Below are 26,564 nucleotides of genomic sequence, written 5' to 3'. Positions count from 1 at the left end.
CTTGTCGTGGATCTCGGTGCTGCCTACGGTCGCGCGAGGGAGGGGGCGAGATGACCCAAGTTTTCGTGCCCGTGGCGCGACGCCGGCCACCGGCAGTAGCGACCGCGGACCTCCTTGTCGATCCGCCGCCCACCCCGCCGTCTGCCCCGACACCGGGCCTGCTGCGCCTGTTGCCGGCCCTCCTGGCCGTAGCCGGAATGAGTGTGATGGCGGCGGTATTCTCGTCGCGGCTGGGCGGCAACCGTACCCCTATGTTCCTGGCCTTCCCGATCATGATGGTGGCCTCGTCGGTAATGACAACGATGGCTGGGCGCGGGCGTCGCCAGGGCAGCGGCATCGAAAGCGAACGCCTCCGCTATCTCGGATACCTCAGTCAGCTGCGGACGACCATCACCGAAACCGCTGCCGCACAGCGGTCCTCGCTGACATGGAGTCAGCCCGACCCCGACACGCTGTGGACATTGATCGGCGGCCCCCGAATGTGGGAGCGTCGAGCGACCGACCCCGACTTCTGCCTGGTCCGAGTCGGTACCGGCATCCGGCCGCTGGCCACCCGGCTGGTAGCCCCGCCGACCAGCGAGCCTGCCGACCCGGTCACCACCACCGCCCTCCAACAATTCCTGCGCGCTCATTCCACGATCGTCGGACCGGTCGCGATCGGCCTGCGGGGACTCCCGCGTGTGACGATCGCCGGCGATGCGACCGCGGCGCGCGGGACGCTGCGGGCGATGGTTTGCCAGCTTGCCGTCTTGCACCCTCCCGATCAGTTGCTGATCGTCGCTGCGGTCAGCGACCGGAACCGTCGGCACTGGGAGTGGCTGAAATGGTTGCCGCACAACCAACACCCGACCGCGGCCGATGGGTTGGGCGCCGCGCGGATGGTGTATCGGAATGTGCAGGATGCGCGAAGCGCGCTCACCGGTGTGCGGTCGGCGCACACGGTGGTGATCAGCGACCTGGACGACGGCGTCGCCGAATTCGTGGGTGCGACCGTCGTCGAAGTCGGCGGCGGCCGCGACGGTGCACCGGTGACGATAGGCCCGCTAGGTGAAAGTCAGACGCTGACGGACCCGGACGGATTGGGCCCACTGGACGCGCTGGTATGTGCCCGCCGGTTGGCGACGTACCGCGCCGGCACGGGCTTTCGCGACGACAACGGCGCGGATTGGCCGAGCCTGATCGGCATCGAGGAGTTGGGCCGTTTCAATCCGGTCGCATTGTGGGACAGCCAAGACCACCGCGATCGGCTATGCGTCCCGATCGGAACCCGGGCTGACGGCACGCGGCTGGAGCTCGATATCAAAGAGGCCGCGGAAAACGGCTCGGGTCCACACGGGCTCTGCATCGGCGCCACGGGGTCGGGCAAATCCGAGCTACTGCGCACGATCGCACTGGGAATGATCGCGCGAAACCCTCCCGATGTACTCAATATATTGCTTGTCGACTTCAAAGGCGGAGCAACGTTTCTCGATTTCGCGCGGGCACCGCACGTGTCCGCGGTCATCACCAACCTTGCCGACGATGCGCCGCTGGTGGCCCGGATGCGTGACGCCCTGGCCGGTGAAATGAACCGTCGGCAACGGCTGTTGCGCGCGTCGGGCGTAGTCAGCGCTGCGGCATACGAACGTGCGCGCAGGCAGGGCGCCGCATCGACGGCCCTGCCCACCTTGTTCATCATTGTCGACGAATTTTCCGAGTTGCTGAGCCAGCATCCGGATTTCGCCGACCTGTTCGTGGCGATCGGACGGCTCGGCCGGTCCTTGGGCATGCATCTATTGCTGGCTAGCCAACGACTCGACGAGGGCCGGCTGCGCGGGCTGGATGCCCACCTGTCCTATCGGCTCTGCCTGAAAACCCTGTCGGCCGGCGAATCACGCGCGGTGCTGGGAACACTCGATGCCCATCAACTGCCGAATATCCCTGGGGCGGGTTACCTGCGGACGAGCGACGGGCAGCTGGCCCGATTTCAAGCCGCATACGTTTCGGGACCGCTGCCGGCCGTTGCGCCGGTCGCGGCGCCCGGGTCTGGGCCTTCCGTGCGCGCGTTCGGGACTCAGAGAGTCGGCGAGATCATCCACGCCATCGCGCCCGGTGAGTCGTCAGAGCGGACGGCCCTGCACGCGGTCCTGGACCGGTTGTCCGGCCACGGGCCACCCGCACACCAAGTCTGGCTGCCACCGCTGGGCCCGGCGCCCGCGCTGCACACCGTGCTTCGCGATGCTCCTCTCGGATCGGCAGCCCTGGCGGTTCCGCTCGGCATCGTCGACCGGCCCTTCGAACAGTCCCGAATACCGCTGATGGTCGATTTGCGAGGAGCCGCAGGCAACGTGGCGGTCGTTGGCGCGCCGCAGTCGGGCAAGTCGACGGCACTGCGCACGCTGATCATGGCGTTGGCGGCCACACACGACCCGCGACAGGTGCAGTTCTACTGCCTGGACTTCGGCGGCGGGGCGCTGACGTCGACACGGACAATTCAGCATGTCGGTGCGGTCGCCGGCAGGGCCGAACAGCGACTCGTCGCACGGATCGTTGCCGAATGTGAGTCGGTTATCCGTTCGCGGGAGGCCATCTTCAGCGACCACGGGATCGGGTCGATGGCGGAATACCGTCAGCTGCGGGAGCAGCGCAAGGTGCCCGACACCGATCCTTTCGGGGACGTCTTCCTTCTCGTCGACGGTTGGGCGACTCTACGTGAGCAGTTCGCCATACTGGAGGCATCGGTCACCGCCATTGCGACGCAGGGCCTTTCGTTTGGTGTGCACGTGGTGTTGTCGGCGTCGCGGTGGGCCGAGATCAGGCCCGCATTGCGGGACCAAATCGGCACCCGCATCGAGCTGCGATTAGGTGATCCCGCCGATTCCGAGGTGGACCGAAAAGCGGCGCAACACGTGCCCCGGGGCAAACCGGGCCGCGGTCTTTCCAGCGACGGGTCGCACATGATGATCGCCTTGCCCCTGGCTGAGATCGGCCCCACCGAATTCGGTGCGCCGCCAATACCCTTGCTGCCCAATTTGGTAGAGCGTGAGACCGTCGTAGCCCGAGTGGGCGGCCGCATCGTCCTGGGCATCGACGAGCATCGGCTGCAGCCGGTGACATGCGAATTCGACCGGCGCGCTCATCTTCTCGTGCTCGGCGACACGGGGTGCGGCAAGACCGCGACACTACGGACACTGTGCCGTGAGCTAGTCCGGACGAAGACGCACGCGCAGGCGCACCTCGTGATCGTCGATTTCCGGCGCTCGCTGCTCGGCGTCGTCGAGTCCCAGCATCTCGGCGGCTACGCCACGTCGCCGGGCGCACTGGCCGGAATGCTGCCCGACCTGCTCGACCTGTTGCGGCGCCGAATGCCCCCGGTCGACGCGAGCCAGACCCAGCTTCGGGCCGGGTCGTGGTGGTCTGGGCCCGATATCTACCTTGTCGTCGACGATTACGAACTCGTCGCCGGCCCCGCAGGCAATCCGCTGGCACCGATTGCCGAATATCTGCCGTATGCAACGGATCTGGGTTTGCATCTGCTCATAACGCGGCGCAGCGGTGGGGCGGAGCGCGCGTTGTTCGAGCCCTTGCTTGCGGCCGTACGTGATTTCGGCTGCATGACGTTGATGATGGGCGGATCTCCCGGCGAGCACGTGCCGTTCGGGTCCGTTCGCCCAGCGCTATTGCCACCCGGACGCGGTGTCCTGCACACCGGCGCGGGCGACGAACGGCTCGTCCAGGTGGCTTGGAGTGGGCCTTGACCGCACATCGCACCGTCATCGAAGCAGGCCCCGGCACGGTCCGCCGATTATGTTGCGGGGCAGGCGTGGTCGCCGAGGACGAGAGGTCCGAGATCGTCGCGGCGGCGCTCGGCGCGATAGATGATCGGGTCGCTGTGGTGGGCGACCGCCCGGTCGCCGTTGCTTCGCTGTGGCGTGACGCGCTGCGATCGGCGGCCTGCGCGCGCGGCGAGGGCATCGTCGTGGTGTATCCGTCTTGGTGGTCGTCGTCGCGTGTCGGGGTGGTGAGCGCGGCAGCGGCCTCCGTGTTCGATGGCGTGCTGGCGCGACCCCGGTCGTGGTTGCTGAGGCGCGCCGTCGGTCCCGACGCGGAATCGACGGTGGTCGTGGAGATCACCGAGCGGATGGTGGTGATCGGTGGTGCCGAACTCGTGGCCATACCGCGTCGGCCGCAACCGTGTGCTGTCGCCGACGAGGTGGCGGCCACCGTCGCGGGCACGCCAGCGGCCACCGTCCTCGTCGACACGCCGAGGGCCGTCGCCGGGGCGGCGACCCTTGCGGCGTCGATCGCTGATGCCGCGCGCGTCAACGGACAGACCGTGGTGCGAATCGACGATGCCCGGCTGGCCCGCCTGGCCCGATCGGTCGCGTCCGATCACGACGAGCCGACTGAGCGCCGCGGACCCGGCGATCGTGTCCGATCTCGCGCGCGGGCACTGAGCGGTCTCGGCGCGGCCGCGATGGTGCTGGCCGCTGCGGCCCCGGCGGTCGTCACCGTGGGCCGGAACGGCACCGTGACCCCGCCGCAGGTGGAAGCCGTGCCGACGACATTCCTGGTGGAAGGCCGGGTCGCACTTACGGTGCCCGCGGATTGGCCCACTCAACGGGTGGTCTCCGGGGCGGGCTCGGCGCGAGTGCAACTGACTTCACCGTCTGATCCGCAAGTGGCGTTGCACGTCACACAGTCACCGATCGCCGGCGAGACGCTGAGTGGCACCGCCGAGCGGTTGAAACGCGCGATCGACGCCGAGCCCGCGGGTGTGTTTGTCGACTTCAATCCCTCCGGGACCAGCGCCGGCAGGACGGCGGTGACGTACCGCGAGGTCCGCGCCGGCCATCACGTGCGGTGGACGGTGCTGCCGGACGGACCGGTCCGGATCAGCCTCGGATGCCAGAGCCGGCCAGGGATGGAAGACGCCGTCCGCGCGGCCTGCGAGCAGGCCGTGCGATCCGCCCACGCCATCGGATGAAATCGCGAATCGCGTGGAACCAAATGCGCGTCGACGGGGTCGAACTCAATATGGCTGCACCGAACACACTGAACGCCGATTTCGACCTGATGCGGTCCGTCGCGGGAATGACGGACGCCCGCAACGACGAAATCCGGGCCATGCTGCAAGCGTTCATCGGCCGCATGAGCGGAGTGCCGCCATCGGTATGGGGCGGGGTCGCGGCTGGGCGGTTCAAAGATGTGGTGGATCGCTGGAACGCCGAGTCGTTGCGGCTCTATCACGTCCTGCACGCGATCGGCGAGACCATTCGGCACAACGCGGCCAGTCTGCAGGAGGCCGGCCACGACCACGCAAGCCACATCACCGCCGCCGGCGGACAACTCTGACCGAAAGGACCATCCGTGGAATCGGCGCTCTCCTATGACTTCGGAGAAATCGAGCATTCGGTTCGTCAGGAGATCCACACCACATCGGCCCGTTTCAACGCGGCGCTGGACGAACTGAGGTCGCAGATCGCCCCGTTGCAGCAGCTCTGGACCCGAGAGGCGGCGGCCGCTTACCAGCTTGAGCAGCAGAAGTGGCACCAGGCCGCGACCGCCCTCAACGAGATATTGGTCGATCTCGGAAACGCGGTGCGCGATGGCGCGGACCAGGTGGCAGACGCCGATCGGCGGGCGGCGCACGTCTGGGGAGGGTAGCCGCGCCCATAGTCGTCTGTGTGGTCCCGGTGGGGGAGAGCCGTCGGGACCACACAGTCGTTTTGACCTGCAGGGACGTGCGTCGGTAAGCTGCTCGGTTGGCGTGCGGAACGCCGGGGCCTCGGGTCAATGTCGGTCGCCGAGATCAGCCCTTACCGCGAACGCCTGACCGGCACCCGGCTCGACCCGGGATCCACCTCGAGAAAGAAAAGGTAAGCGCTGTGCCCACCTACGCGCCAAAGGCGGGTGACACCACGCGGTCGTGGTACGTCATCGACGCCACGGACGTGGTGCTTGGCCGTCTTGCCGTCGCGGCAGCCACCCTGTTGCGCGGCAAGCACAAGCCGACGTTCGCCCCCAATGTCGATGGCGGTGACTTCGTCATCGTCATCAACGCCGACAAGGTCGCCCTGTCCGGCGACAAACTGCAGAGCAAGCTGGCTTACCGCCACTCGGGGTATCCCGGCGGCCTGCACTCGCGCACCACCGGCGAGCTGCTGGAAAAGCACCCCGACCGCGTCGTCGAGAAGGCGATCGTCGGCATGCTGCCCAAGAACAAGCTCAGCCGTCAGATCCAGCGCAAACTCCACGTCTACGCCGGCCCGGAGCACCCGCACGCCGCTCAAAAGCCGGTTCCGTACGAGATCAAGCAGGTGGCCCAGTGACCGAAACGACCGAGGCCCTGGAGGAATCAGCAACCACGGCCACCCCGGAAGCCCCGGAGACCCCGGAAACCCCGGACGTCCCGGCCGAGGCGCCCGCCCCCGCGGCCGCCGAGTCCTACGTGTTCGACCGGCCCATCCAGACCGTCGGCCGCCGCAAGGAGGCGGTGGTTCGGGTGCGCCTGGTCCCCGGCACCGGCAAGTTCGACCTCAACGGCCGCAGCCTGGAGGACTACTTCCCCAACAAGGTGCACCAGCAGCTCATCAAGGCCCCGCTGGTCACCGTCGACCGGGTGGAGAACTTCGACATCTTCGCCCTGCTGCACGGCGGCGGCCCCTCGGGCCAGGCCGGTGCGCTTCGCCTGGGCATCGCCCGGGCGCTGATCGTGGCCCAGCCCGAGGACCGGCCCGCGCTGAAGAAGGCCGGCTTCCTCACCCGTGACCCGCGCGCCACCGAGCGCAAGAAGTACGGCCTGAAGAAGGCCCGCAAGGCGCCTCAGTACAGCAAGCGCTGATCAACCATCACTTTCTGGCCGCAACGGGGCCTCAAACGGGGAAGTCACGCGCTTTGTTCGGCGTGTCTGCGCGCAAACGCGCCCCGTTTCGGTCAGAAAAGAACGGGCACGTTAGGTGCTAAACCGTCGATTGTGAGAGGTTTGTCCGCATGGGCCGACTATTCGGCACCGATGGTGTCCGTGGGGTCGCCAATCGGGAGTTGACCGCCGAGCTGGCGCTGGCGCTGGGTGCCGCCGCCGCGCGGCACCTGGCGAGCTCGGGTGGACCGGGCCGGCGCGTCGCCGTGATCGGGCGCGACCCGCGGGCCAGCGGCGAGATGTTGGAGGCCGCGGTGATCGCCGGGCTGACCAGCCAGGGCGTCGACGCGCTGCGGGTCGGGGTGCTGCCCACCCCGGCCGTGGCCTACCTGACCGGCGCGTATGACGCCGACTTCGGGGTGATGATCTCGGCGTCGCACAACCCGATGCCCGACAACGGCATCAAGATCTTCGGCCCCGGCGGCCGCAAGCTCGACGACGACACCGAGGACCGGATCGAGGCGTTGGTCACCGCCGAACCCGGGCTGCGCCCGGTCGGCGCCGGCATCGGCCGCGTCATCGACGCCGAGGACGCCGACGACCGCTACCTGCGCCACCTGAGCAAGGCCAGCACGCTGCGGCTCGACGGCCTGACCGTCGTGGTCGACTGCGCCCACGGCGCGGCCTCGTCGGTCGCGCCGCGCGCCTACCGCGCGGCCGGCGCCCGGGTGATCGCGATCAACGCCGACCCCAACGGCCTGAACATCAACGACGACTGCGGCTCCACCCACCTGGATTCGCTGCGCTCGGCGGTCATCGCGCACCGGGCCGACCTCGGCCTGGCCCACGACGGGGACGCCGACCGCTGCCTGGCCATCGACGCCAACGGCGAACTCGTCGACGGCGACGCGATCATGGTCATCCTCGCGCTGGCCATGCGCGACGCCGGGGAGCTGGCTGCGGACACGCTGGTGGCCACCGTGATGAGCAACCTCGGGCTGCACCTGGCCATGCGCTCCGCGGGGATCACCGTGCGCACCACCGGCGTCGGCGACCGCTACGTCCTCGAAGAACTGCGGGCCGGCGAGTACAGCCTCGGCGGCGAGCAGTCCGGCCACATCGTGATGCCCGCGCTGGGCTCCACCGGGGACGGCATCGTCACCGGGCTGCGCCTGATGAACCGCATGGTGCAGACCGGCTCGTCGCTGACCGCGCTCGCCGCGCCGATGAAGACGCTTCCGCAGGTGCTGATCAACGTGCGCGTCGCCGACAAGGACACCGCCGCCGCGGCCCCCGCGGTGCGCACCGCGGTCGGCGACGCCGAGGCCGAACTCGGTGACACCGGCCGAATCCTGTTGCGCCCCTCCGGAACCGAGCCCGTCATCCGGGTCATGGTGGAAGCCCCCGAGGCGGACGTCGCCCAGCGCGTCGCGAATCGGGTGGCCGAGGCGGTCAGCTCCGCGCGCTGAACGCGGCCGGAACCCCCGAGCCGTCCCCGGCGTCACGGGTCCTTTACCACGCCGCCGGCGGGCGTGACTGAATTGATCCCCAGGCCTCGGACAGTAATCTTGTCGCCAGCGCGGAAGGGGTGGTGATGCTCGTCGGTGGCGGTTCGCGGCGAATCGGGGTTCGCTCCGCTGATCGGCGTGCAAACAACGCGGTCGGCCGGCGATCGCGGCGCGGTGTGGAGACGCGGTGCAGCTGAAGCATCTCACCAAAGGGGAGCTGGTCGCCGGGGCAGGCGGTGATCCATGGGAGGTCAACCGGACCCTGCAGGCGGGTCAGCCGGGGCAGATCGCCAACCTGGCCAACGCCTTTCATGGCGCTGGGCGCTCCACCGGCGAGGCCGACCACGCCTTCGAGCAAGCCCGCAAGCGCTTCGAGGCGGCCTGGAACCGTCAGAACGGGGATCACCCGATCAACGACGCCGCCGAAGTGCAGCGCACGGCCCAGGCGCTGGGAACGCAGTCCGAGCAGTTGCCCAAGATCGGTGCTGACCTGGAAAATATCGCCGCCGCGTTGGCCGAGGCGCAAAAGGCCGGCGCCGGAGAGATCGCCACGTTGGAAGGTCAGTTGGAGCAGCTCGACCATCTGATCGACCTGGCGATGCAGGATCTGCAGGACCATCCCGACGCGGCGAGCCAGCAGGAACTGCAGTCGATTATCAGGGTGCTCAAAGCCGCCGCCGTCAGTGACACCAAAGATGCCCTCGACCAGCTGCATGCCACCCGCGACACCTATTCGAGTTCTCTTCGCCAAGCGCAGACCACCTTGGCCAACGACGGGTACGACCCCGGCCACGTCCTGGGGGTCGACGGTCACGAGGCCGAGACGCCCGAGCAAGCCGAGCAAGACGTCAAGGGCGCGCTCGGGGGTGACAAGGGGGCCGCCGCCCGCGTCAACGGGGTGCTGAACTCAATCACGCCCGATCAGCGTGCCGGAAAGGTGCCGCTGACCGCCGAGCAGGCTTCGGTTCTGAGCCAGCTGCAGGCCCAAGAACACGGCATGTCGATCGATGCACTCAACACCGCCGAACAGCGGCTCGGCGACGAGAAGGGCATGATCGGCAACTCCTGGCAGCTGATGAGCAACCCCAACCTCACGTTCCCCAAGACGCCGCTCCAGGTCGGCGCGAAACAGCGGACCGACACGGTCAAAGGTGGGGCCGCGCAGCTGCCGGAGAGTGTCCAGCAGGCGCTGAATTCCTCCGGCCTGGAATACCTGCGCCAAACCAACGACATCGCCAACATCGTCAAGGACGGCGACAAGTCCTTCCAGACGAACACCGATCTGGATCGGGCGATGATCCGCAAGGCGGGGGCCATGATGGACACCCCGTTCTGGCAGCACGACCCGGCCAGCCAGGGCCAAAATGTCGAGCGTGATCCCGCCATGGACCCCGCGGTGTCCAACGTGCTATCCGCGGTGTCTCCGGATCACCAGGTCGTCCACGACACCATGACCGGCAGCGACCACGACAAGTTCCTGCAGAACCTGACCCATCACGCCTGGAAGGACAACGGCCAGGCGGTCGGTTCGCTGTTCTCCTGGACCGGCGACGCAGCCCAGGGGCCGGAAGCGAAGATCGCCGGTGAAACCGCGCGCGCCTACAGCACCTACATCGGCGGCCACCAGCAGGAGCTACTTCATCTCCCGGGTAACCACACGCTGGGCCAGGTGAATCCCAATCTCGTGCAGGCTATGGGACACGGTCTGGATCCGTACATCAACAGCATCGCTGGAACATCCAACCGGCTGCCCGAATTTGGCGATCCCGTCGACCAATGGTCCGATCAGCGGTCCGGTGCGCTACCGGTGGCCAAAGGCGTCTTCTCGGTGATCGATAGCGACCCCACCGCCGCCAAAGACTTCAACAGTCACGCCTATGCACAGGCTGTTCTCCACGATTCTCAATTTGCGCTCAATCCCCACCGCGATGGCTACAGCGACCAGCTCTACGACGCCGCCACGCTAAGGGGACTGGTCGACGTCGGAACCCACAACGCCTACCAAGCCAACGAACAAAACGGTTACCACCAACAGCTTTCGGAATACGACTCGAAGAAGCTGGCCTACGAAGACGGCGTCCAGGCCGCCAGCACGGCCGGTGGTTGGGTCCCGGGGGTGGGCAAAGTCACCGGGCCCGCGATTGGAATGCTCGGGCACAACCTCGAAAACGACATGTTGGGGCCGGCGCCCACGGCGCCGGGCCAAACTCCCATCCAGCCCATGGACATCGGAAGCGCCGATCAAGAGATGCTTGATGCGTTGCTCGGGGCAAATCAGCCCATTACGGGATTGCCGCCCGAATACGTTGTCCACGACCACGACCACCCGTATGGACGGATAGCAACCCTCGACGAACTGCAAACGAAATATCCCGGCCTTACCGCTGGCCAATACAACAACGTTATTGGCCCGGCACTGTCTCAGGCACTTGCCTTGCCCCCCAATGAGAAGATGTCGCCCGACCAGTACATGGTCGACCGCTACAACGAAATCATCGGCGTGCCCGAGCCCCCGGGGCACAAATGATGGGCATCCCTCGCGCGTTGCGCTGTTTCACGGCACTCTCAACGGCCGCGGTGCTGCTATTCGCCGGTTGCAGCTCGAACCACCAGTCGCATCAGCCAACGCCGACACCGCCGAACCCGGCGGGATGGCCCCCGGCCCTCAGCGACTTCACCGTCGTCTGGACGGCCGAACCCGGAATTGACGTGACCAGCTGGCCCGCGGTAGCGGTGCGGGCGTACAACGAGTCCTATTTGCTCACCCGGCTCACCGGTGACGATCGATACCTCTATCCGGGTTTCCAGCAGGCGGTCGACCGCAACCAGCCCGCTGACCATCCGACGGGCACCCAGTTCCTGTGGCCGAAGACCAAGGATCCCCAACGCCCGTGGGTGGGCAGTGAACAGGCCCACATCCTGTCGATTGCCACTTCCGGTCACGACGTCACGGTGGTGACTTGCGAGTATCTATTCGGCGCCGCCGACCAGGGCCACAAGGGCTACAGCCCGATCATCGCCCAGCCACCCCCAGATTCAGGCATCTATCCGATGCGGATCACCATGACTGCTCCGGCGATTGTCGGTCCACAGCTTCCCCCCCAGTCGGGACCGGCACGCACGCCGTCGATCGATGTGTTCAACCAATGGAGAATCACCAGCCATCAGGGTGGTTACTTCGCCGAATACGGGCTCGCATCCGAATGGCCCGATGTTGCTCACGACACCGATGCCTGCCGTTCCAAAGCGCCCCCACACCCCCAACTCATCCGCGGCGGTGAATATCCCCGCTCCGACTTTCCCACCCTGCCGCCATCTCCCGGCTGGCCCGCTCCCAGCCCGAAGTCGTGAGGAGAGCAGTCAATCCTGCTCGGCCTCAACGTATTTCGACATTGCACTGGTGTACACGCGGTGGGCGTGTCTGGCCCACGGCATCTCGGAGGCGGTCAGCCGCGTGCGTCGATTGCGGCCGGAACCGCCGGGCGTTCCCCGGCGTCGGATTAGGCATGAGATTCGACAGGGGAGTACGACCGACCACCGTGGCCCGCACCGAGATCGACGTCCCGGCGACGCACCGCATCGCCGACCAATTCAGCGCCGCCGCCGACATCATCGACCGCGCCCTCAGCGATCAGCTGGGCCGATTGACTTTCAGTGGGCCCAGCGCGGGGCGGACGCACACCGCGCGCGGTGAGGCGCTGCGGGTCGAGCTGGAGCGCCTGGCCACCGAAGTAGCGCAGTGGTCGCGCGCGTCGGTCGAGATCGCCGCGGCCCTGCGGGCCAGCGCCGACCGCTACGCCGACGCCGAACGGTATGCCGCGGCACGGATCGCCTGACATGGCCGACCGGCTGGACGTCGCGGAGCGGCTCGCCGAGGGCCTGCCCGCCGTCGAGCACACCCAGAGTTATGTGCAGGCCTGCCATGTCGTGGGCTATCACCATCCCGACCTGACGGCGCACCTCGCCCAGGTCCGGGACTGGTACGACACCGAAGACGGCCTGGACCTGCGCGCCCTCGACCGCGACTGCGTTGAACTGCGGGCGGCGGGCGAGGTGGTCATGGAAGCGCTGCGGATACAGCGCGCCCAGGCGGCCGAGCTGGCCGCGGCGTGGACCGGGCCGGGCGGGGACGCCGCGGCACGGTTCCTGGAGCGCCACTGCGACACCGCCAGTGCCCTGGCCACGGAGCTGCGTGCGGCGGCCCAACGGTGCGAATCCCTGCGCGACAACCTGTGGTACCTGGTCGATACGAAGGTTGCGACCACCATCGCCGTCGACGACCGCACGCAGGTGCAGCGGCCGGCGTGGTTGGCTGCCTCCGCCGCGGTCACGGCCGGGGTGGGTGATCGGCAAGCCGCCGAAGAGGTTGTGCGCGAGCAGGTAATGCCCTACGTGGACAATGAGATTCGCGACGACTGGCTGACCACGATGCGTTCGACGCGCGACGGTGTGGCGACCTCCTACGACATGGTCACCGACAGAATGTCCGCCGCGCCGGCGGCGCGCTTCGAAGCCCCCGGTGATCTCGGGCCCGGCTACCAACCGTTGCGGCCGTCCGCGTCCAGCGCGCCGCCCGTCGCGGTCACGCCCGCGGCCGCGGCGGGCGCGAGCCCGTCGGTGGAGCCGGTTCCGAGGCCGTCGGTCGATCCGGCGCCGACCGCGGCGACGCTCGCGCCGGCTCCGATGCCGGCGGCGCCGCAGCCGGATTGGGGAACCGCGCTTGGGGGCGGCGGCGGCACGCCGACGGGCGATCTGGGCGGTGGGCTCGGCGGCGGTGGTGCCGGTCTCCTCGGGTTGGCCGGCAGGATCGTCGACGCGGTCGGCGGTCTGCTCGGCTCGGCCGGCGACGAGGCGGGCGCCGCCGACCCCTTCGGCGACGGAAACACGTTCGACGAGAACCCCTTTGAGGCCGACGACAGGGACGACGCCGACGAGACGGACGACGAGCCCGCGAAAACGGAAGATGTCGAGGACACCGGGGAAGCCAAGCCCGGCGCGGCGGTTCAACCGGTCGACGCGCCGGTGCCCGTCGATGCGCCGGCACCTGCGGATCCGCCGCCACCACCGGCTGCCGCGCCGGCCGACGCACCCGCACCGGTGGCCGCTCCAGCGGCGGGCGAGCCGGCGCCCCCGGCGACCGACGGGAAGACGCCCTGCGAGATCGCGGCGGACCAGCTTCCGCAGGCGGGGCAGTGACGGCTCAGGCCGGGCGCAGCCGCAGCACCTCCTCGACGAAGCGCACGGATTCGGCGCGGTCGGTGGCCAGCGGGCTGAGCAACAGCGTCGTCACCCCGGCCTCGGCGAAGGCGGCCAGGCGCTCGGCGACGTATCCGCGCGGGCCGATCAGCGACATGCCGCGCACCAATTCGTCGGGCACCGCATCGATGGCCTCCCGCTTACGTCCGGACAGGTACAGCTCCTGGATCCGGTCGGCGACCTCGCCGAACCCGTAACGCGTCGCCAGGGCGTGGTAGAAATTGCGGCCCTTGGCGCCCATCCCGCCGAGGTACAGGCCGAGTTGCGGCTTGACCCACGCCAGCCGTTCGTCGACGTTGTCACCGATGGCCACCGACGCGTGCACCATGACGTCCAGCGGCCCCAGCGCCGGATCCCGCTTGGCCGCACCGGCCGCCAGCGCGTCGCCCCACACCGAGGCGGCCTTGTCCGGAAGGTAGAAGACGGGCTGCCAGCCCTCGGCGATCTCGGCGGTGAGCTCGACGTTCTTCGGGCCCAGCGCGGCGATCGTGATCGGAATGCGTTCGCGCACAGGATGATTGATGAGCTGCAGGGCCTTGCCCAGTCCCGTCCCACGGTCGGGTGGCAACGGGATCTGGTAGTGCTTGCCGTTGTGCTGCAGCCGTTCCCGGCGCCACACCTTGCGGCAGATCTCCACGATCTCGCGGGTGCGGCCCAGCGGCGCGTCGAACTCGACGCCGTGAAAGCCCTCGATCACCTGCGGTCCGGACGTCCCGATCCCCAGCCGGAACCGCCCGTCGGACACGAAGTCGAGCCCCGCGGCCGTCATCGCCAGCAGCGAGGGCGTGCGGATGTAGATCGGGAACACGCCCGAGGCCAACTCGACGGAGGTCGTCTTGGCGGCCAAATACCCGAGCTGGCTCACCGCGTCGAAGGCATACGCCTCGGCCACCACGGCGATGTCGATGCCGGCCTTCTCGAGTTCGACGACGTGGTCCACGGCCTGGTGAAAGCCGCCCGAATAATCCAGAGCGATCCCGATGCGCATCCACGACAGATACCACGGCGGCACCCGCGCGCCAGGCCGGCCCGCGAACTTCAGCCCGCCGAGGTGCCCGTCCAGTACTCCGCGAACCGTCGCCCATCGCCGGCGAGGCGCAGGATGTCGTTGCCGGTGAAGGAGACCGGGCCATCCGGGCCGCGCCCCGTACCCACCCACCGGCCGGCGACCAGGTCGCCCTCGGACAGGGGACCTAGCTCGATGGCAAAAGTCAAGTCCGCCATCATGTTTCGGGTCTCCTCGACGATCTGCTGCAGCTCCTCCGGGCCATGCACGTCCCGGCCGGGCCAGTGACCGACGAAGTCGTCGGTGACGATCTCGGACGCGACGGGGCGGCCGGCCCAGAGCTCGGTGATCCAGCGGGTGTACAGCGCTTGCACGGTCGACACAGTGAGCAATTACCCGGTTACCGCGTCACTTCAACAGCGCGACGATCTTCTCTTCCAGGGCGACCGGCGGCGCCTCGGGATCCAGCGGATCCGTCTTGGGCAGGTGGGCGTCGGGATCGGCGAAGTCGCGATAGGTCTTGTCGCCGCCCAGCGTGTACAGCAGGTAGCCGGTGAGCAGTGCGCGGACCGTGCGCTGCGTGCGCCGGTGCGGGCTGGCCAGGCCGAACACCTTGGTCAACCGCCGGCCCTCCGCGAGCCCGCCGGGCTGGGCCTTGCTGACGACGCGCAGCGTGGCGGCGCCCCACGCGCGCGACAGCGACAGGGCGTTGGACGTCAGCGACTGCGGATCCCCCGGCGCGGTCAAGATCAACCCGGGGAGCTTCAGCGTCGTCGCCGGGGCCTCGGCCGGGGGGCTGGTGACGGCGGGAAACAGCGCTGCCGCCGCGGCCAGCCTGTTCGGCATGCCGGCCGCGGCGAACACCGCGGCCGAGCCGCCGAAACCGTGCCCGGCCACGCCGAGCTTGGCGGGATGCACGCTGATCCTGCCCGACCCGAGCCGCACACCTGACACGATGTCGAGCGCGGTGCCGAGGTCGAAGGCGAAGTTCAGGACGGACGGGGCCAGCCCGCGCTCGGTGTCGGGGGCGCCGGCCACGATGCCCCACGACGCGAGATGCTCGAGCAGACCCGAATAGTTGGCGGACTTGGTGAGCCAGTCGTGACCGAACGCGATCCCGGGCAGATTCAGCCCTTCCTCCGGCGTGTACACCACCCCCGGCAAGCCGGCAAACGCCAGGTCACCACGCAAAACGCGATGCGGGCCACGGCGGCTGAGGGCTGCGACGAGCTTGCGGGTGCGGGCCACGCGTCGACGTTAGCGCATCGCGCTCAGGCCCTGACCTCGATCACGCCCACCCGCCAGAGCGCCGCATACATGTGGCGCAGCGGGATGCTCAGCAACCGGGTGGCCGTGTCCACCATCGGGTCGCCACTGGCGATCGGCGCGCGGTGGCGCTTGGCGGCCGGTCTCGGTGCCGGCGCCAGCGTCAGGCCGGGCGCGGGCGAAGCAGTCATCACATCGTCGAACAGAACCGCAGTCATGATTCTCCCCTTGAAGAAGGCTACAAAAATTTCGGATTAACACTTATGAACGTTTATCTATCCGGCGGTTTACTTGTCTGTGCCCAACGGAATTAATGCCAGGGCTTCATACTCGATTACCGAGTAGCTGGACTATCGGCTTTGATGTCAGTCATAAATGGTTATTGTTGAAAAGATTTGGTCGCGCTGCGCGCATGAGCACCGGAGAATCAACTGATTCGCCAGGTAGTGGGGATCAAGCGGGCGTCAACAAGCTGTCCTTTCTGCTGGCTTCGGTGGTTGCCAGTCATGGCCGATATGCAGAATTCTAGGTAGCTGGACTGCTAGATCGATGGCCCAGACGAAAACGTCACAAATACATCAGGTGAAAAAGTTTCTACCGTTTATGAAGACGGCATGAAGTGGACGGTCAGCGTCCTTGCGGTGGAAATCCGGGCGCATCGGTCCACGACGTCCACCCGACCCCGTCCCAGTGGCGGGGTCCGGGTCAACGAGTGGCCGCCGTACCACCCCGGGCGGCGGACCGTGTGCTCGCACAGTGGGAGATGAAAGGGGCGGTAAGGGTCGGTCAACGTGGGCCTTTCGCGCAGGTGGGCGCCCTGACGTGAGCGTCGGCATGCCGTGGCGGGCCGACGGCTGCACTACCCTGGTGTGAATGTGCGGAATCGTCGGCTACGTCGGGCAGCAACCTGCCTGCAAGGTCGTCATGGATGCGCTGCGCCGGATGGAGTATCGGGGCTACGACTCGTCGGGGATCGCACTGGTCAACGGCGCCGGGACGCTCACCGTGTGCCGCCGCGCCGGGCGGCTGGCCAACCTGGAGGAAGCGGTAGCCCAGATGCCGCCGGAGTCGCTGGGCGGCACGACCGGCCTCGGCCACACCCGCTGGGCCACCCATGGGCGCCCCACCGACCGCAATGCGCACCCGCACCGCGACGCCGCCGGCAAGATCGCCGTCGTCCACAACGGCATCATCGAGAATTACCCGAGCCTGCGCCACGAGCTGGAGGCCCTGGGCGTGGAATTCACCAGCGACACCGACACAGAGGTGGCGGTGCACCTGGTGGCGCAGGCCTACCGGCACGGCGAGACCGCGGGTGACTTCGCCGCCTCGGTGCTGGCGGTGCTGCGGCGGCTTGAGGGCCACTTCACGCTGGTGTTCACCAACGCCGACGAGCCCGGCACCATCGTGGCCGCCCGCCGCTCCACACCGCTGGTGATCGGGATCGGCGACGGCGAGATGTTCGTCGGCTCCGACGTGGCCGCGTTCATCCCGCACACCCGCAACGCCATCGAACTCGGCCAGGACCAGGCCGTGGTGATCACCGCCGACGGCTACCGGATCACCGACTTCCACGGCAACGACGACGTCGAGTACCGCGAGTTCCACATCGACTGGGACCTGGCCGCCGCGGAAAAGGGTGGCTACGAGTACTTCATGCTCAAGGAGATCGCCGAGCAGCCCGCCGCCGTGGCCGACACCCTGCTCGGGCATTTCGTCGACGGCCGGATCGTGCTCGACGAGCAGCGGCTCTCCGACCAGGAGCTCCGCGAGATCGACAAGGTGTTCGTGGTGGCCTGCGGCACCGCGTATCACTCCGGGCTGCTCGCGAAGTACGCGATCGAGCACTGGACCCGGCTGCCGGTGGAGGTGGAGCTGGCGAGCGAATTCCGCTACCGGGACCCGGTGCTGGACCGCAGCACGCTGGTGGTCGCCATCTCGCAATCCGGCGAAACCGCCGACACCCTCGAAGCGGTGCGGCACGCCAAGGAGCAGAAGGCCAAGGTGCTGGCCATCTGCAACACCAACGGCTCGCAGATCCCGCGCGAATGCGACGCCGTGCTCTACACCCGCGCCGGTCCGGAGATCGGCGTCGCCTCGACGAAGACGTTCCTGGCGCAGATCACCGCCAACTACCTGGTTGGCCTGGCGCTGGCGCAGGCCCGTGGCACCAAGTACCCCGACGAGGTCGAGCGGGAGTACCAGGAGCTGGAGGCCATGCCGGACCTGGTCGCGCGGGTGCTCGCGATGATCGAGCCGGTGGCCGCCCTGGCGTATCGGTTCGCGCAGTCCTCGACCGTGCTGTTCCTCGGGCGCCACGTCGGCTACCCGGTGGCGTTGGAAGGCGCGCTGAAACTCAAGGAACTGGCCTACATGCACGCCGAGGGATTCGCCGCCGGCGAACTCAAGCACGGGCCCATCGCGCTGATCGAGGACGACCTGCCCGTCATCGTCGTCATGCCCTCGCCCAAGGGGCAGGCCACGCTGCACTCCAAGCTGCTGTCGAACATCCGCGAGATCCAGGCCCGCGGCGCGGTCACCATCGTGATCGCCGAAGAAGGTGACGACACCGTGCGGCCCTACGCCGACCACCTGATCGAAATCCCATCGGTGTCAACACTTTTGCAGCCGCTGCTGTCGACCATCCCGCTTCAGGTGTTCGCCGCGTCGGTTGCCCAGGCCCGAGGTTACGACGTCGACAAACCGCGAAACCTCGCCAAGTCCGTCACGGTGGAATAGCCGAGCATCGGTAGCGCCGCTTCGGCCGTATCGCCGCGAGATCCGCCCTGGCTCCGCTAGATTTCCCTGGGACAGATCGAGATCGACTCCACAGGGGTAGGAGCAGCATGCGATCGGCGGTCAGAAGATTCGCTGCGGTGGGTTTCGTCGTGCTCATCGTCGGGACCTACGTCGCGCTGGTCGAGCTCTACCAGAACACGGTGGAAGGATCTTCGGCCGGCACGCTGAGCGACAACGCGGAGACGGCCAGCCAGACTATGGCGACGTTGACCGTGGAAGAGATGCAGTCGAACTACAGCGCGGTGGTTGCCAACGTGGCTGTCGCGCCCGGACCCGCGATGCTGGATCCGGTCACCCACCGCCTCAAGGAAGACCTCATGCTGCGCGTCCGATCGTCGGCCCAGCCCAGTCGACGCGACTACACGAAAGGCATGCTTCCCGGCGTCTTTCCACTCCCGCTGACCATAGCGGGTCACGTCGAACGATGGCCGTTCGATAACTACATCTCAGGACCGATCGAGGTGCAGCTATTCCACGGTGGCGATACGACGAAACCGCCCGAACTCATCCCGGTGCGACTCATCGACCACCTGGCCGGATTCAAAGTCTCCGCGACCAAGGTCGCCAGCCACGAGGGGTACAGACTGAGCGTGCGCCGCGCGCCGAGTACCGCGGTGTTCGGCATCGTGATTTGCGGCGTGCTCATCGCCATCGCCGCCCTCGGCCTATTCGTGGCCATTCAGACGATGCGTGACCGGCGCAAGTTCCAGCCCCCGATGACGACGTGGTACGCGGCAATGCTGTTCGCGGTGGTACCGCTGCGCAACGCGCTGCCCGGCTCGCCCCCATTCGGGGCGTGGATCGACGTGACCATCGTGCTCTGGGTGATCGTCGCGTTGGTGATAGCGATGCTGCTCTACATCGCCTGCTGGTGGCGGCATCTGAGGCCCGAAGTGGTCGTCCCGCCGCCGGATCCGGTCCCGGCGCCAACGGGCTGATGTTCGGTAATCGGGTCGAATTCCTTCCGTTTCAAAACGTTTCCGCCAGCCGTTCAACTACATTGCCCCGTGGGCAAGCATTTGCGTTGGGTGGCCACGGTGGCCAGGTCGGTAGGGGGCCGTCGTGCGATATGGGATCATCGCTCTGATCGTGGGCGTCGTTGGGGCCTACGTCGCCTCGGTCGCGTTGTACGCCAACCGGGGGGGCCACCACCACCCGAACATCACGGCCGGTGGTGAGCGGAGCACGGCCACGTTGGTCATCGAAGACATTCAGTCCAACTACAGCGTGCTCATGGCCAACCTAGCCATATCGCCGGGATCGGCTCTGTTGGATCCGCAGACCCAGCACCTCAACGATGACCTGAGTCTCCGAGTGCGATCCGTGGCAACACCGACCCGTCGAACGTGGACCAAGGGCATGCTGCCCGGTGTCTTCCCCGTCCCGCTGACCATCGCGGGTGAGATCGAAAATTGGCCTTTCGACCACTACGGTTCCGGGCCGGTCGAGATCGAGCTCATGCATGGCCCGGGGAACGTGCCCGAACGCGTGCCGGTGACCATCGTGAACCACCTCTCCGGTTGGCGGGTGACCACCGAGGGGTCCGGCCCCTATCAGGTGAGCGTGCACCGCTCGCTCAGCGCGGCGGCGTTCGGCATGGTCATCTGCGGCGTGCTCGTCGCCATCGCCGCCCTGGGTCTGTTCGTCGCCGTTCAGACGGTGCGCAACCGGCGGAAGTTCCAGCCCCCGATGACCACGTGGTACGCGGCGATGCTCTTTGCGGTGGTGCCGCTGCGAAACGCGCTGCCCGGCTCGCCGCCATTCGGTGGCTGGATCGACATCACGCTCGTGTTGTGGGTGCTCGTCGTCCTGGTGGTGTCCATGCTCCTCTACATCATGTGCTGGTGGCGGCATCTGAGGCCCGAAGTTGTTGGTGCGGCGGCGAATCCGGCGCCGTCGCCATCGAGTTGAACGCCGGCCGCTCATGTGCAGGTCAGTTGGGGAGCAGTCATGAGGTTCGCCGCGGTAGGTCTCATCGTGTCAATCCTTGCGGCATACGTCGCGTCGGTTGCCCTGTACGCCCAAAGCCGGACGGTGCATCACCGGGCGGAAGTCCCGGCTGGAGGCGATACGAGCAGGGCGACATTTTCGGTCGAAGACATTCAGTCGAATTACAGCGTCCTCGTTATCAACCTCGCGATTTCACCCGGATCGGCACTGCTCGATCCGCAGACGCAGCACCTCAACGAAGACCTCAGCCTCTGGGTCAGATCCGCAGCAACGCCCACCCGTCGGACCTGGACGAAGGGCATGCTCCCCGGCGTATTTCCCGTCCCGGTGACCATCGCGGGTGAAATCGAGCAGTGGCCCTTCGATCACTACGATTCGGGGCCGATCGAGGTCGAGCTTTTGCACGGGGGCGAAGGTGGCATTCCTGAGCGCTTGCCCGCCACGTTCGTCAACCACCTTCCCGGCTGGCAGGTCACCGCGGGTAACGGCGGAGGTCTGGGTCCGTACCGAGTGACGCTGCAGCGGTCGCTGAGCGCGGCGGCGTTCGGCATCGTCATTTGCGGCGTGCTCATCGCCATTGCCGGGCTCGGCCTTTTCGTTGCGGTCCAGACGCTGCGGGACCGGCGAAAGTTTCAGCCGCCGATGACGACGTGGTACGCGGCAATGCTTTTCGCGGTGGTCCCGTTGCGAAACGCGCTTCCGGGTTCGCCGCCGTTCGGTGGCTGGATCGACATCACGATCGTTCTCTGGGTGCTCGTCGTGTTGGTGATCTCGATGCTGCTCTACATCGCCTGTTGGTGGCGGCATTTGCGCCCCGACGCCCAACAGCCCGGCGCGTCCGGCGCTTAGGCGCGGTAGCGCGACGGTCCTCGTGCGAAGGTAATGAAGTGACGAATGCACCCGTGCGGTCCCGACTGCGCAAGATGGGGCTCGCGGTCTGGCATTACGTCAGCCACGCGCCGCTGACGTACGGGTGGCTGCTCGTCCTGCTGATCACGACGCTCGCCCAGCACTGGCTGCCCCAGCGGCAACTGCACTCGATGCTGATGCACCATTCCACCAACATCCACGGGTTGGCGCGGGACCCGCTCGATGTGCTGTTCTCCAGCCTGCTGTGGATCGACGGCGACAACCTGGCCCCGTACCTGATCCTGTTCTCGTTGTTCCTGGCCCCGGCCGAACACTGGCTGGGCCAGTTGCGTTGGCTCACAGTGGGATTGAGCGCCCACATCCTGTCCACATATTTCAGTGAGGGGCTGCTCTACTTCGCGATCGAGGAACACGATGCGTCGGAACGGCTGGTGCACGCCCGCGACATCGGCGTGAGCTACTTCCTGGTCGGGGTGATGGCCGTGCTGGCCTATCACATCGCTCGCCCGTGGCGCTGGGGTTACCTGGGTGTCCTGTTCATCATCTTCGGCTTCCCGTTGATCGCGATGGACCGGATTGAGCTGAACTTCACCGCGATCGGGCACTTCACCTCGATCCTCGTCGGGCTCTGCTTCTACCCGATGACGCGGCACATGGACCCCCGGCAGCTGAGCCCGGCGCGGCTGCGGGCCATGGGGCGACGCCGCCGCTCGCCCGAGGCATCGGCCTGAGCCACGCGGCCGCTGACCCGTAATGTGGCACTCGTGCGGCACTACTACTCCGTAGACGCGATCCGCCAGGCCGAGGCGCCGCTGCTGGCCAGCCTGCCCGACGGAGCCTTGATGCGGCGCGCGGCCTTCGGGCTGGCCGCCGAGATCCTCGCCGAATTGCGGGCCCGCACCGGCGGGGTGGCCGGGCGCCGGGTGTGCGCGGTCGTCGGCTCGGGCGACAACGGCGGTGACGCGCTGTGGGCCGCCACCTTCGTGCGCCGGCGCGGCGCGGCCGCCGACGCGGTGCTGCTCAACCCGGAACGCACCCACCGCAAGGGATTGGCGGCGTTCACGAAGGCCGGCGGGCGCATCGTGGAAAGTGTCTTGCCGACAACCGATCTCGTCATCGATGGGGTGGTGGGCATCTCCGGATCCGGGCCGCTGCGCCCGGCCGCGGCCGAGGTTTTCGCCGCGGTGGATCATGCGGGCATCCCCGTGGTCGCCGTCGACATCCCCAGCGGCATCGATGTGGCGACCGGGGCGATCACCGGCCCGGCGGTGCACGCGGCGCTGACGGTCACCTTCGGCGGGCTCAAACCCGTGCACGCGCTCGCCGATTGCGGCCGGGTGAAGCTGATCGACATCGGGCTCGATTTGCCGCAGACCGACATGCTGGGTTTCGAGGCCGCGGACGTGGCCGCCCGCTGGCCGGTGCCCGGGCCGCACGACGACAAATACACCCAGGGCGTGACCGGTGTGATGGCCGGCTCGTCGACGTATCCGGGTGCGGCCGTGCTGTGCACCGGCGCCGCCGTCGCGGCGACGTCCGGCATGGTCCGCTACGCCGGCAACGCGCACCGGGAGGTGCTCGCGCACTGGCCCGAGGTGATCGCGTCGCCCACCCCCGCCTCGGCCGGCAAGGTCCAATCCTGGGTCGTTGGGCCGGGATTGGGCACCGACGACACCGGGGCCACCGCGTTGTGGTTCGCGCTGGAAACCGACTTGCCGGTGATCGTGGACGCCGATGGGCTGACCATCCTGGCCGCCCACCCCGAGCTGGTCGCCAACCGGAGCGCGCCGACGGTGCTGACCCCGCATGCCGGTGAATTCGCCCGGCTGGCGGGTAGCCCCCCGGGGGACGACCGGGTTGGAGCGTGCCAAAAGCTGGCCGACACCTTCGGCGCCACCGTGCTGTTGAAGGGGAACGTCACCGTCATCGCCGAACCGGGCGGCCCGGTCTTCCTCAACCCGGCCGGGCAATCCTGGGCGGCCACCGCCGGTTCCGGGGACGTGCTGTCCGGGATGATCGGCGCGCTGCTCGCGGCGGGACTGCCGGCGGTCGAGGCCGCCGCGGCGGCCGCTTTCGTCCACGCGCGGGCCGCGGCGCTGTCGGCCGCCGACCCGGGCCCCGGTGAGGCGCCGACATCGGCGTCGCGCATCGTGCCGCACATCAGGGCCGCCCTGGCCGCCATATAGCGCCCCATCGAGAGGATCCCGCCGTGCCCCAACACCCCTCCCTGCCCGCCCACGCCATCGCCCCCGCCTACACCGGCCGCCTGTTCACCGCGCCGGTGCCCGCCCTGCGGCTGCCCGACGAATCGATGGACCCCGAGGCCGCCTACCGCTTCATCCACGACGAGCTGATGCTCGACGGCAGTTCGCGGCTGAACCTGGCCACGTTCGTCACCACGTGGATGGACCCGGAGGCGGGCCGGCTGATGGCCGAGACGTTCGACAAGAACATGATCGACAAAGACGAGTACCCGGCCACCGCGGCCATCGAGCAGCGCTGCGTCTCCATGGTGGCCGACCTGTTCCACGCCGAAGGCCTGAACGACGCCGACCCCTACAGCGCGTGCGGGGTGTCCACGATCGGCTCCAGCGAGGCGGTCATGCTGGGCGGGCTGGCCATGAAGTGGCGGTGGCGCCAGAAGGTCGGTAAAGGCTGGGAAAGCCGCCAGCCGAACATGGTGATGGGCTCCAACGTCCAGGTGGTCTGGGAGAAGTTCTGCCGCTACTTCGACGTCGAGCCCCGCTATCTGCCGATGGAAGAGGGCCGCTACGTCATCACCCCGGAACAGGTCGTCGACGCCGTCGACGAGGACACCATCGGCGTGGTCGCGATCCTGGGCACCACCTACACCGGTGAACTGGAACCGGTCGCCGACATCTGCGGCGCGCTGGACAAGCTCGCGGCCGGCGGCGGGGTGGACGTCCCGGTGCACGTCGACGCCGCCAGCGGCGGGTTTGTGGTGCCCTTCCTGCACCCCGAACTGAAGTGGGACTTCCGGCTGCCCCGGGTGGTGTCGATCAACGTCAGCGGCCACAAGTACGGGCTGACGTACCCGGGTGTCGGCTTCGTGGTTTGGCGTACCAAGGAGTACCTGCCCGACGAGCTGGTGTTCCGGGTCAACTACCTCGGCGGCGACATGCCGACCTTCACGCTGAACTTCTCCCGCCCCGGCAATCAGGTGGTCGGCCAGTACTACAACTTCCTGCGGCTGGGCCGCGACGGCTACACCAAGGTGATGCAGGCGCTGTCCGGGACGGCGCGGTGGCTGGGCGAGCAGCTGCGGGTCAGCGACCACTGCGAGCTGATCTCGGAGGGTTCGGCGATCCCGGTGGTCGCCTTCCGGCTCTCCGGGGACCGCGGCTACACGGAGTTCGACGTCTCGCACGAGCTGCGCACGTACGGCTGGCAGGTGCCCGCGTACACCATGCCCGACAACGCCACCAACGTCTCGGTGCTGCGCATCGTGGTGCGAGAAGGGCTCTCGGCCGACCTGGCCCGCGCGCTGCACGACGACGCCGTCTCGGCGCTGGCCTCGCTGGACAAGCTCAAGCCCGGCGGCCACTACGACGCGCAGCACTTCGCGCACTAGGCCGGTTTCGCTGCCCGACCGCCGGGTAAGCGCAATCGCATGACGAGCGACGCCAGCGCGGGCAAGGACGCCGTACAGCACCTCAATTGGCCTGGTACCGACGTCGCCGCGACGGCGGAATCCACGCGACTCAAAGACGGCCAGACGATCTGAGCGGATTTGTCGCTCGAAGGTGGGCAAAATGTGTGTCGGCCACCACAGGGACTGACGTGACGGCCTGGGCGAATGTGAGCTTCGTGGCTCAACGGTCGGTTTGCCCGACCGGTTCTGGGACAATGGCGCTCGTGGCCGTTACGCCGATATCGCTGACACCCGGCCTCCTCGCGGAGGCCGTGGTGGACCTGCGCGCCATCGAGAACAACGTGCGGTTGCTGTGCGAGCACGCCGGCCGCGCGCAGGTGATGGCCGTCGTCAAGGCCGACGGCTACGGCCACGGGGCCGCCCCGTCCGCGCGGGCGGCGTTGGCCGGCGGGGCGACCGAGCTGGGCGTCGCCACCGTCGCCGAAGCGCTGGCCCTGCGTGCGGACGGGATCACCGCGCCGGTGCTGGCCTGGTTGCACCCGCCCGGCTTCGACTTCGGGCCCGCGCTGCTGGCCGACGTTCAGATCGCCGTCTCTTCGGAGCGTCAGCTGGACGAACTGCTGGACGCGGCGCGCCGGACGGGCCGGACCGCGACCGTCACGCTCAAGGTCGACACCGGGCTGAACCGCAACGGCGTCCACCCCGCCCGATACCCCTCGATGCTGGCCGCGCTGCGGCGGGCCGTCGCCGAGGAAGCCGTCCGGCTGCGCGGGCTGATGTCGCACATGGTGTTCGCCGATCAACCGGCCAACCCCATCAATGACCTTCAGGCTCAACGCTTTAGCGACATGCTGACGCAGGCGAGCGACCAGGGGGTGCGGTTCGAGGTCGCGCACCTGGCGAACTCGTCGGCCACCATGTCGCGTCCCGATCTGGCCTTCGACCTGGTGCGGCCCGGTGTGGCGGTGTACGGCCTGAGCCCCGTGCCCGAGCTCGGGGACATGGGTCTGGTGCCGGCGATGACGGTGAAATGCCCTGTGGCGCTGGTCAAGTCGATTCGCGCGGGCGAGAGCGTGTCGTATGGGCACACCTGGACCGCGGAGCGGGACACGAATTTGGCCCTGCTGCCGATCGGCTACGCCGACGGCGTCTTCCGGTCGCTGGGAGGACGATTGGACGTGCTGATCAACGGCAAGCGGCGGCCGGGGGTCGGGCGGATCTGCATGGACCAGTTCGTCGTCGACCTGGGGCCCGGCCGGACCGACGTCGCCGAGGGCGACGAGGCGATCCTGTTCGGGCCCGGCAGCAGCGGGGAACCCACCGCGCAGGACTGGGCCGACCTGCTCGGCACCATCCACTACGAAGTGGTGACCAGCCCCCGTGGGCGCATCACCAGAACCTATCGCGAGGCGCAAACCATTGAGCCCTGAAAGAGCCCGCAGGCGCCAGAAGGGG

23 protein-coding genes are annotated in these 26,564 nt (G+C 68.0%); 19 read left to right on the top strand and 4 right to left on the bottom strand.

The features are described 5' to 3' along the window. Nucleotides 1–50 precede the first annotated feature (50 nt). From eccCa to H7J89_RS15540, 11 genes are all read left to right on the top strand, one after another. Nucleotides 51–3,737, top strand: a complete 3,687-nt coding sequence (gene eccCa, locus H7J89_RS15590; RefSeq protein ID WP_264044569.1) for a type VII secretion protein EccCa — start codon at nucleotides 51–53, stop codon at nucleotides 3,735–3,737. Further along, a complete protein-coding gene (locus tag H7J89_RS15585) occupies nucleotides 3,734–4,966 on the top strand; it encodes a type VII secretion-associated protein (RefSeq protein WP_264044568.1) in 1,233 nt (410 codons plus the stop codon). Before eccCa ends, H7J89_RS15585 begins: the two co-directional genes overlap by 4 nt. 50 nt (nucleotides 4,967–5,016) lie before the next feature. Then, entirely contained in the window at nucleotides 5,017–5,334 is a 318-nt protein-coding gene (locus H7J89_RS15580) for a WXG100 family type VII secretion target (protein ID WP_264044567.1), read from the top strand. Nucleotides 5,335–5,349: 15 nt separating this feature from the next. Further along, nucleotides 5,350–5,646 carry a WXG100 family type VII secretion target gene (locus H7J89_RS15575; RefSeq protein WP_264044566.1) on the top strand — a complete coding sequence of 99 codons (297 nt, stop codon included), beginning with the start codon at nucleotides 5,350–5,352 and terminating at the stop codon, nucleotides 5,644–5,646. Nucleotides 5,647–5,867: 221 nt separating this feature from the next. Then, nucleotides 5,868–6,311 (top strand): 50S ribosomal protein L13, encoded by a 444-nt coding sequence (gene rplM / locus H7J89_RS15570; protein WP_067201282.1) that lies wholly within the window; start codon nucleotides 5,868–5,870, stop codon nucleotides 6,309–6,311. 17 nt (nucleotides 6,312–6,328) lie between these two features. Beyond that, a complete protein-coding gene (gene rpsI / locus H7J89_RS15565; RefSeq protein WP_276042208.1) occupies nucleotides 6,329–6,823 on the top strand; it encodes a 30S ribosomal protein S9 in 495 nt (164 codons plus the stop codon). Between the two features lie 149 nt (nucleotides 6,824–6,972). Then, nucleotides 6,973–8,310 (top strand): phosphoglucosamine mutase, encoded by a 1,338-nt coding sequence (glmM, locus tag H7J89_RS15560; RefSeq protein ID WP_264044565.1) that lies wholly within the window; start codon nucleotides 6,973–6,975, stop codon nucleotides 8,308–8,310. 226 nt (nucleotides 8,311–8,536) lie between these two features. Continuing rightward, nucleotides 8,537–10,876: a putative alpha/beta hydrolase gene (locus H7J89_RS15555; protein ID WP_264044564.1), complete on the top strand. Its 2,340-nt coding sequence runs from the start codon at nucleotides 8,537–8,539 to the stop codon at nucleotides 10,874–10,876. A gap of 182 nt (nucleotides 10,877–11,058) precedes the next feature. After that, nucleotides 11,059–11,700 carry a hypothetical protein gene (locus H7J89_RS15550; protein WP_308205125.1) on the top strand — a complete coding sequence of 214 codons (642 nt, stop codon included), beginning with the start codon at nucleotides 11,059–11,061 and terminating at the stop codon, nucleotides 11,698–11,700. Nucleotides 11,701–11,855: 155 nt separating this feature from the next. Next, on the top strand, nucleotides 11,856–12,185 hold the full coding sequence (locus H7J89_RS15545; protein WP_264044562.1) for a type VII secretion target: 330 nt from the start codon (nucleotides 11,856–11,858) through the stop codon (nucleotides 12,183–12,185). Between the two features lies 1 nt (nucleotide 12,186). Further along, the gene (locus H7J89_RS15540) at nucleotides 12,187–13,545 is read left to right on the top strand and encodes a hypothetical protein (protein WP_264044561.1); all 1,359 of its coding nucleotides are present in this window, start codon (nucleotides 12,187–12,189) and stop codon (nucleotides 13,543–13,545) included. Nucleotides 13,546–13,549: 4 nt separating this feature from the next. Here the strand turns inward: H7J89_RS15540 and H7J89_RS15535 are convergent, their stop codons facing one another. From H7J89_RS15535 to H7J89_RS15520, 4 genes are read right to left on the bottom strand one after another with little or no spacing between them, the layout of a single operon-like run. After that, nucleotides 13,550–14,593: an LLM class F420-dependent oxidoreductase gene (locus H7J89_RS15535; protein WP_264044560.1), complete on the bottom strand. Its 1,044-nt coding sequence runs from the start codon at nucleotides 14,591–14,593 to the stop codon at nucleotides 13,550–13,552. A 50-nt stretch (nucleotides 14,594–14,643) separates the two neighbouring features. Beyond that, nucleotides 14,644–14,994 carry an ester cyclase gene (locus tag H7J89_RS15530; protein WP_264044559.1) on the bottom strand — a complete coding sequence of 117 codons (351 nt, stop codon included), beginning with the start codon at nucleotides 14,992–14,994 and terminating at the stop codon, nucleotides 14,644–14,646. A gap of 25 nt (nucleotides 14,995–15,019) precedes the next feature. Further along, nucleotides 15,020–15,859 carry a dienelactone hydrolase family protein gene (locus H7J89_RS15525; protein ID WP_264044558.1) on the bottom strand — a complete coding sequence of 280 codons (840 nt, stop codon included), beginning with the start codon at nucleotides 15,857–15,859 and terminating at the stop codon, nucleotides 15,020–15,022. Nucleotides 15,860–15,882: 23 nt separating this feature from the next. Continuing rightward, nucleotides 15,883–16,095 carry an Rv1535 family protein gene (locus H7J89_RS15520; protein WP_264044557.1) on the bottom strand — a complete coding sequence of 71 codons (213 nt, stop codon included), beginning with the start codon at nucleotides 16,093–16,095 and terminating at the stop codon, nucleotides 15,883–15,885. Nucleotides 16,096–16,750: 655 nt separating this feature from the next. Between H7J89_RS15520 and glmS the strand changes: the two genes are divergently transcribed. The 8 genes from glmS to alr all read left to right on the top strand — a co-directional run bounded on the left by glmS (nucleotide 16,751) and on the right by alr (nucleotide 26,539). Next, nucleotides 16,751–18,616 carry a glutamine--fructose-6-phosphate transaminase (isomerizing) gene (gene glmS, locus H7J89_RS15515; protein WP_264044556.1) on the top strand — a complete coding sequence of 622 codons (1,866 nt, stop codon included), beginning with the start codon at nucleotides 16,751–16,753 and terminating at the stop codon, nucleotides 18,614–18,616. A 107-nt stretch (nucleotides 18,617–18,723) separates the two neighbouring features. Continuing rightward, nucleotides 18,724–19,614: a DUF4436 domain-containing protein gene (locus H7J89_RS15510; RefSeq protein WP_264044555.1), complete on the top strand. Its 891-nt coding sequence runs from the start codon at nucleotides 18,724–18,726 to the stop codon at nucleotides 19,612–19,614. 124 nt (nucleotides 19,615–19,738) lie between these two features. Continuing rightward, on the top strand, nucleotides 19,739–20,587 hold the full coding sequence (locus H7J89_RS15505) for a DUF4436 domain-containing protein (RefSeq protein WP_264044554.1): 849 nt from the start codon (nucleotides 19,739–19,741) through the stop codon (nucleotides 20,585–20,587). A gap of 39 nt (nucleotides 20,588–20,626) precedes the next feature. Next, nucleotides 20,627–21,475 (top strand): DUF4436 domain-containing protein, encoded by an 849-nt coding sequence (locus H7J89_RS15500; protein ID WP_264044553.1) that lies wholly within the window; start codon nucleotides 20,627–20,629, stop codon nucleotides 21,473–21,475. Between the two features lie 74 nt (nucleotides 21,476–21,549). Continuing rightward, complete coding sequence (locus H7J89_RS15495) at nucleotides 21,550–22,227, top strand: rhomboid-like protein (RefSeq protein ID WP_264044859.1); 678 nt, start codon at nucleotides 21,550–21,552, stop codon at nucleotides 22,225–22,227. 33 nt (nucleotides 22,228–22,260) lie between these two features. Continuing rightward, nucleotides 22,261–23,682: an NAD(P)H-hydrate dehydratase gene (locus H7J89_RS15490; protein WP_264044552.1), complete on the top strand. Its 1,422-nt coding sequence runs from the start codon at nucleotides 22,261–22,263 to the stop codon at nucleotides 23,680–23,682. A 23-nt stretch (nucleotides 23,683–23,705) separates the two neighbouring features. Further along, nucleotides 23,706–25,088, top strand: coding sequence for a glutamate decarboxylase (gene gad, locus H7J89_RS15485; RefSeq protein ID WP_264044551.1), 1,383 nt, complete (start codon nucleotides 23,706–23,708; stop codon nucleotides 25,086–25,088). A gap of 284 nt (nucleotides 25,089–25,372) precedes the next feature. Next, nucleotides 25,373–26,539, top strand: a complete 1,167-nt coding sequence (alr, locus tag H7J89_RS15480) for an alanine racemase (protein ID WP_264044550.1) — start codon at nucleotides 25,373–25,375, stop codon at nucleotides 26,537–26,539. Nucleotides 26,540–26,564: the final 25 nt, after the last annotated feature.

This window comes from Mycobacterium paraffinicum, assembly GCF_025822865.1.
Classification (GTDB): domain Bacteria; phylum Actinomycetota; class Actinomycetes; order Mycobacteriales; family Mycobacteriaceae; genus Mycobacterium; species Mycobacterium paraffinicum.
This window is presented reverse-complemented; position numbering and strand designations above follow the sequence as displayed.

What these genes read in the sequence shown, in the direction of transcription:
- glmS (WP_264044556.1), top strand. Translation starts at nt 16,751, where the DNA reads ATGTGCGGAATCGTCGGCTACGTCGGGCAGCAACCTGCCTGCAAGGTC.
- H7J89_RS15510 (WP_264044555.1), top strand. Translation starts at nt 18,724, where the DNA reads ATGCGATCGGCGGTCAGAAGATTCGCTGCGGTGGGTTTCGTCGTGCTC.
- H7J89_RS15545 (WP_264044562.1), top strand. Translation starts at nt 11,856, where the DNA reads ATGAGATTCGACAGGGGAGTACGACCGACCACCGTGGCCCGCACCGAG.
- glmM (WP_264044565.1), top strand. Translation starts at nt 6,973, where the DNA reads ATGGGCCGACTATTCGGCACCGATGGTGTCCGTGGGGTCGCCAATCGG.
- H7J89_RS15580 (WP_264044567.1), top strand. Translation starts at nt 5,017, where the DNA reads ATGGCTGCACCGAACACACTGAACGCCGATTTCGACCTGATGCGGTCC.
- H7J89_RS15540 (WP_264044561.1), top strand. Translation starts at nt 12,187, where the DNA reads ATGGCCGACCGGCTGGACGTCGCGGAGCGGCTCGCCGAGGGCCTGCCC.
- H7J89_RS15535 (WP_264044560.1), bottom strand. Translation starts at nt 14,593, where the DNA reads ATGCGCATCGGGATCGCTCTGGATTATTCGGGCGGCTTTCACCAGGCC.
- H7J89_RS15500 (WP_264044553.1), top strand. Translation starts at nt 20,627, where the DNA reads ATGAGGTTCGCCGCGGTAGGTCTCATCGTGTCAATCCTTGCGGCATAC.
- H7J89_RS15495 (WP_264044859.1), top strand. Translation starts at nt 21,550, where the DNA reads ATGGGGCTCGCGGTCTGGCATTACGTCAGCCACGCGCCGCTGACGTAC.
- eccCa (WP_264044569.1), top strand. Translation starts at nt 51, where the DNA reads ATGACCCAAGTTTTCGTGCCCGTGGCGCGACGCCGGCCACCGGCAGTA.
- H7J89_RS15520 (WP_264044557.1), bottom strand. Translation starts at nt 16,095, where the DNA reads ATGACTGCGGTTCTGTTCGACGATGTGATGACTGCTTCGCCCGCGCCC.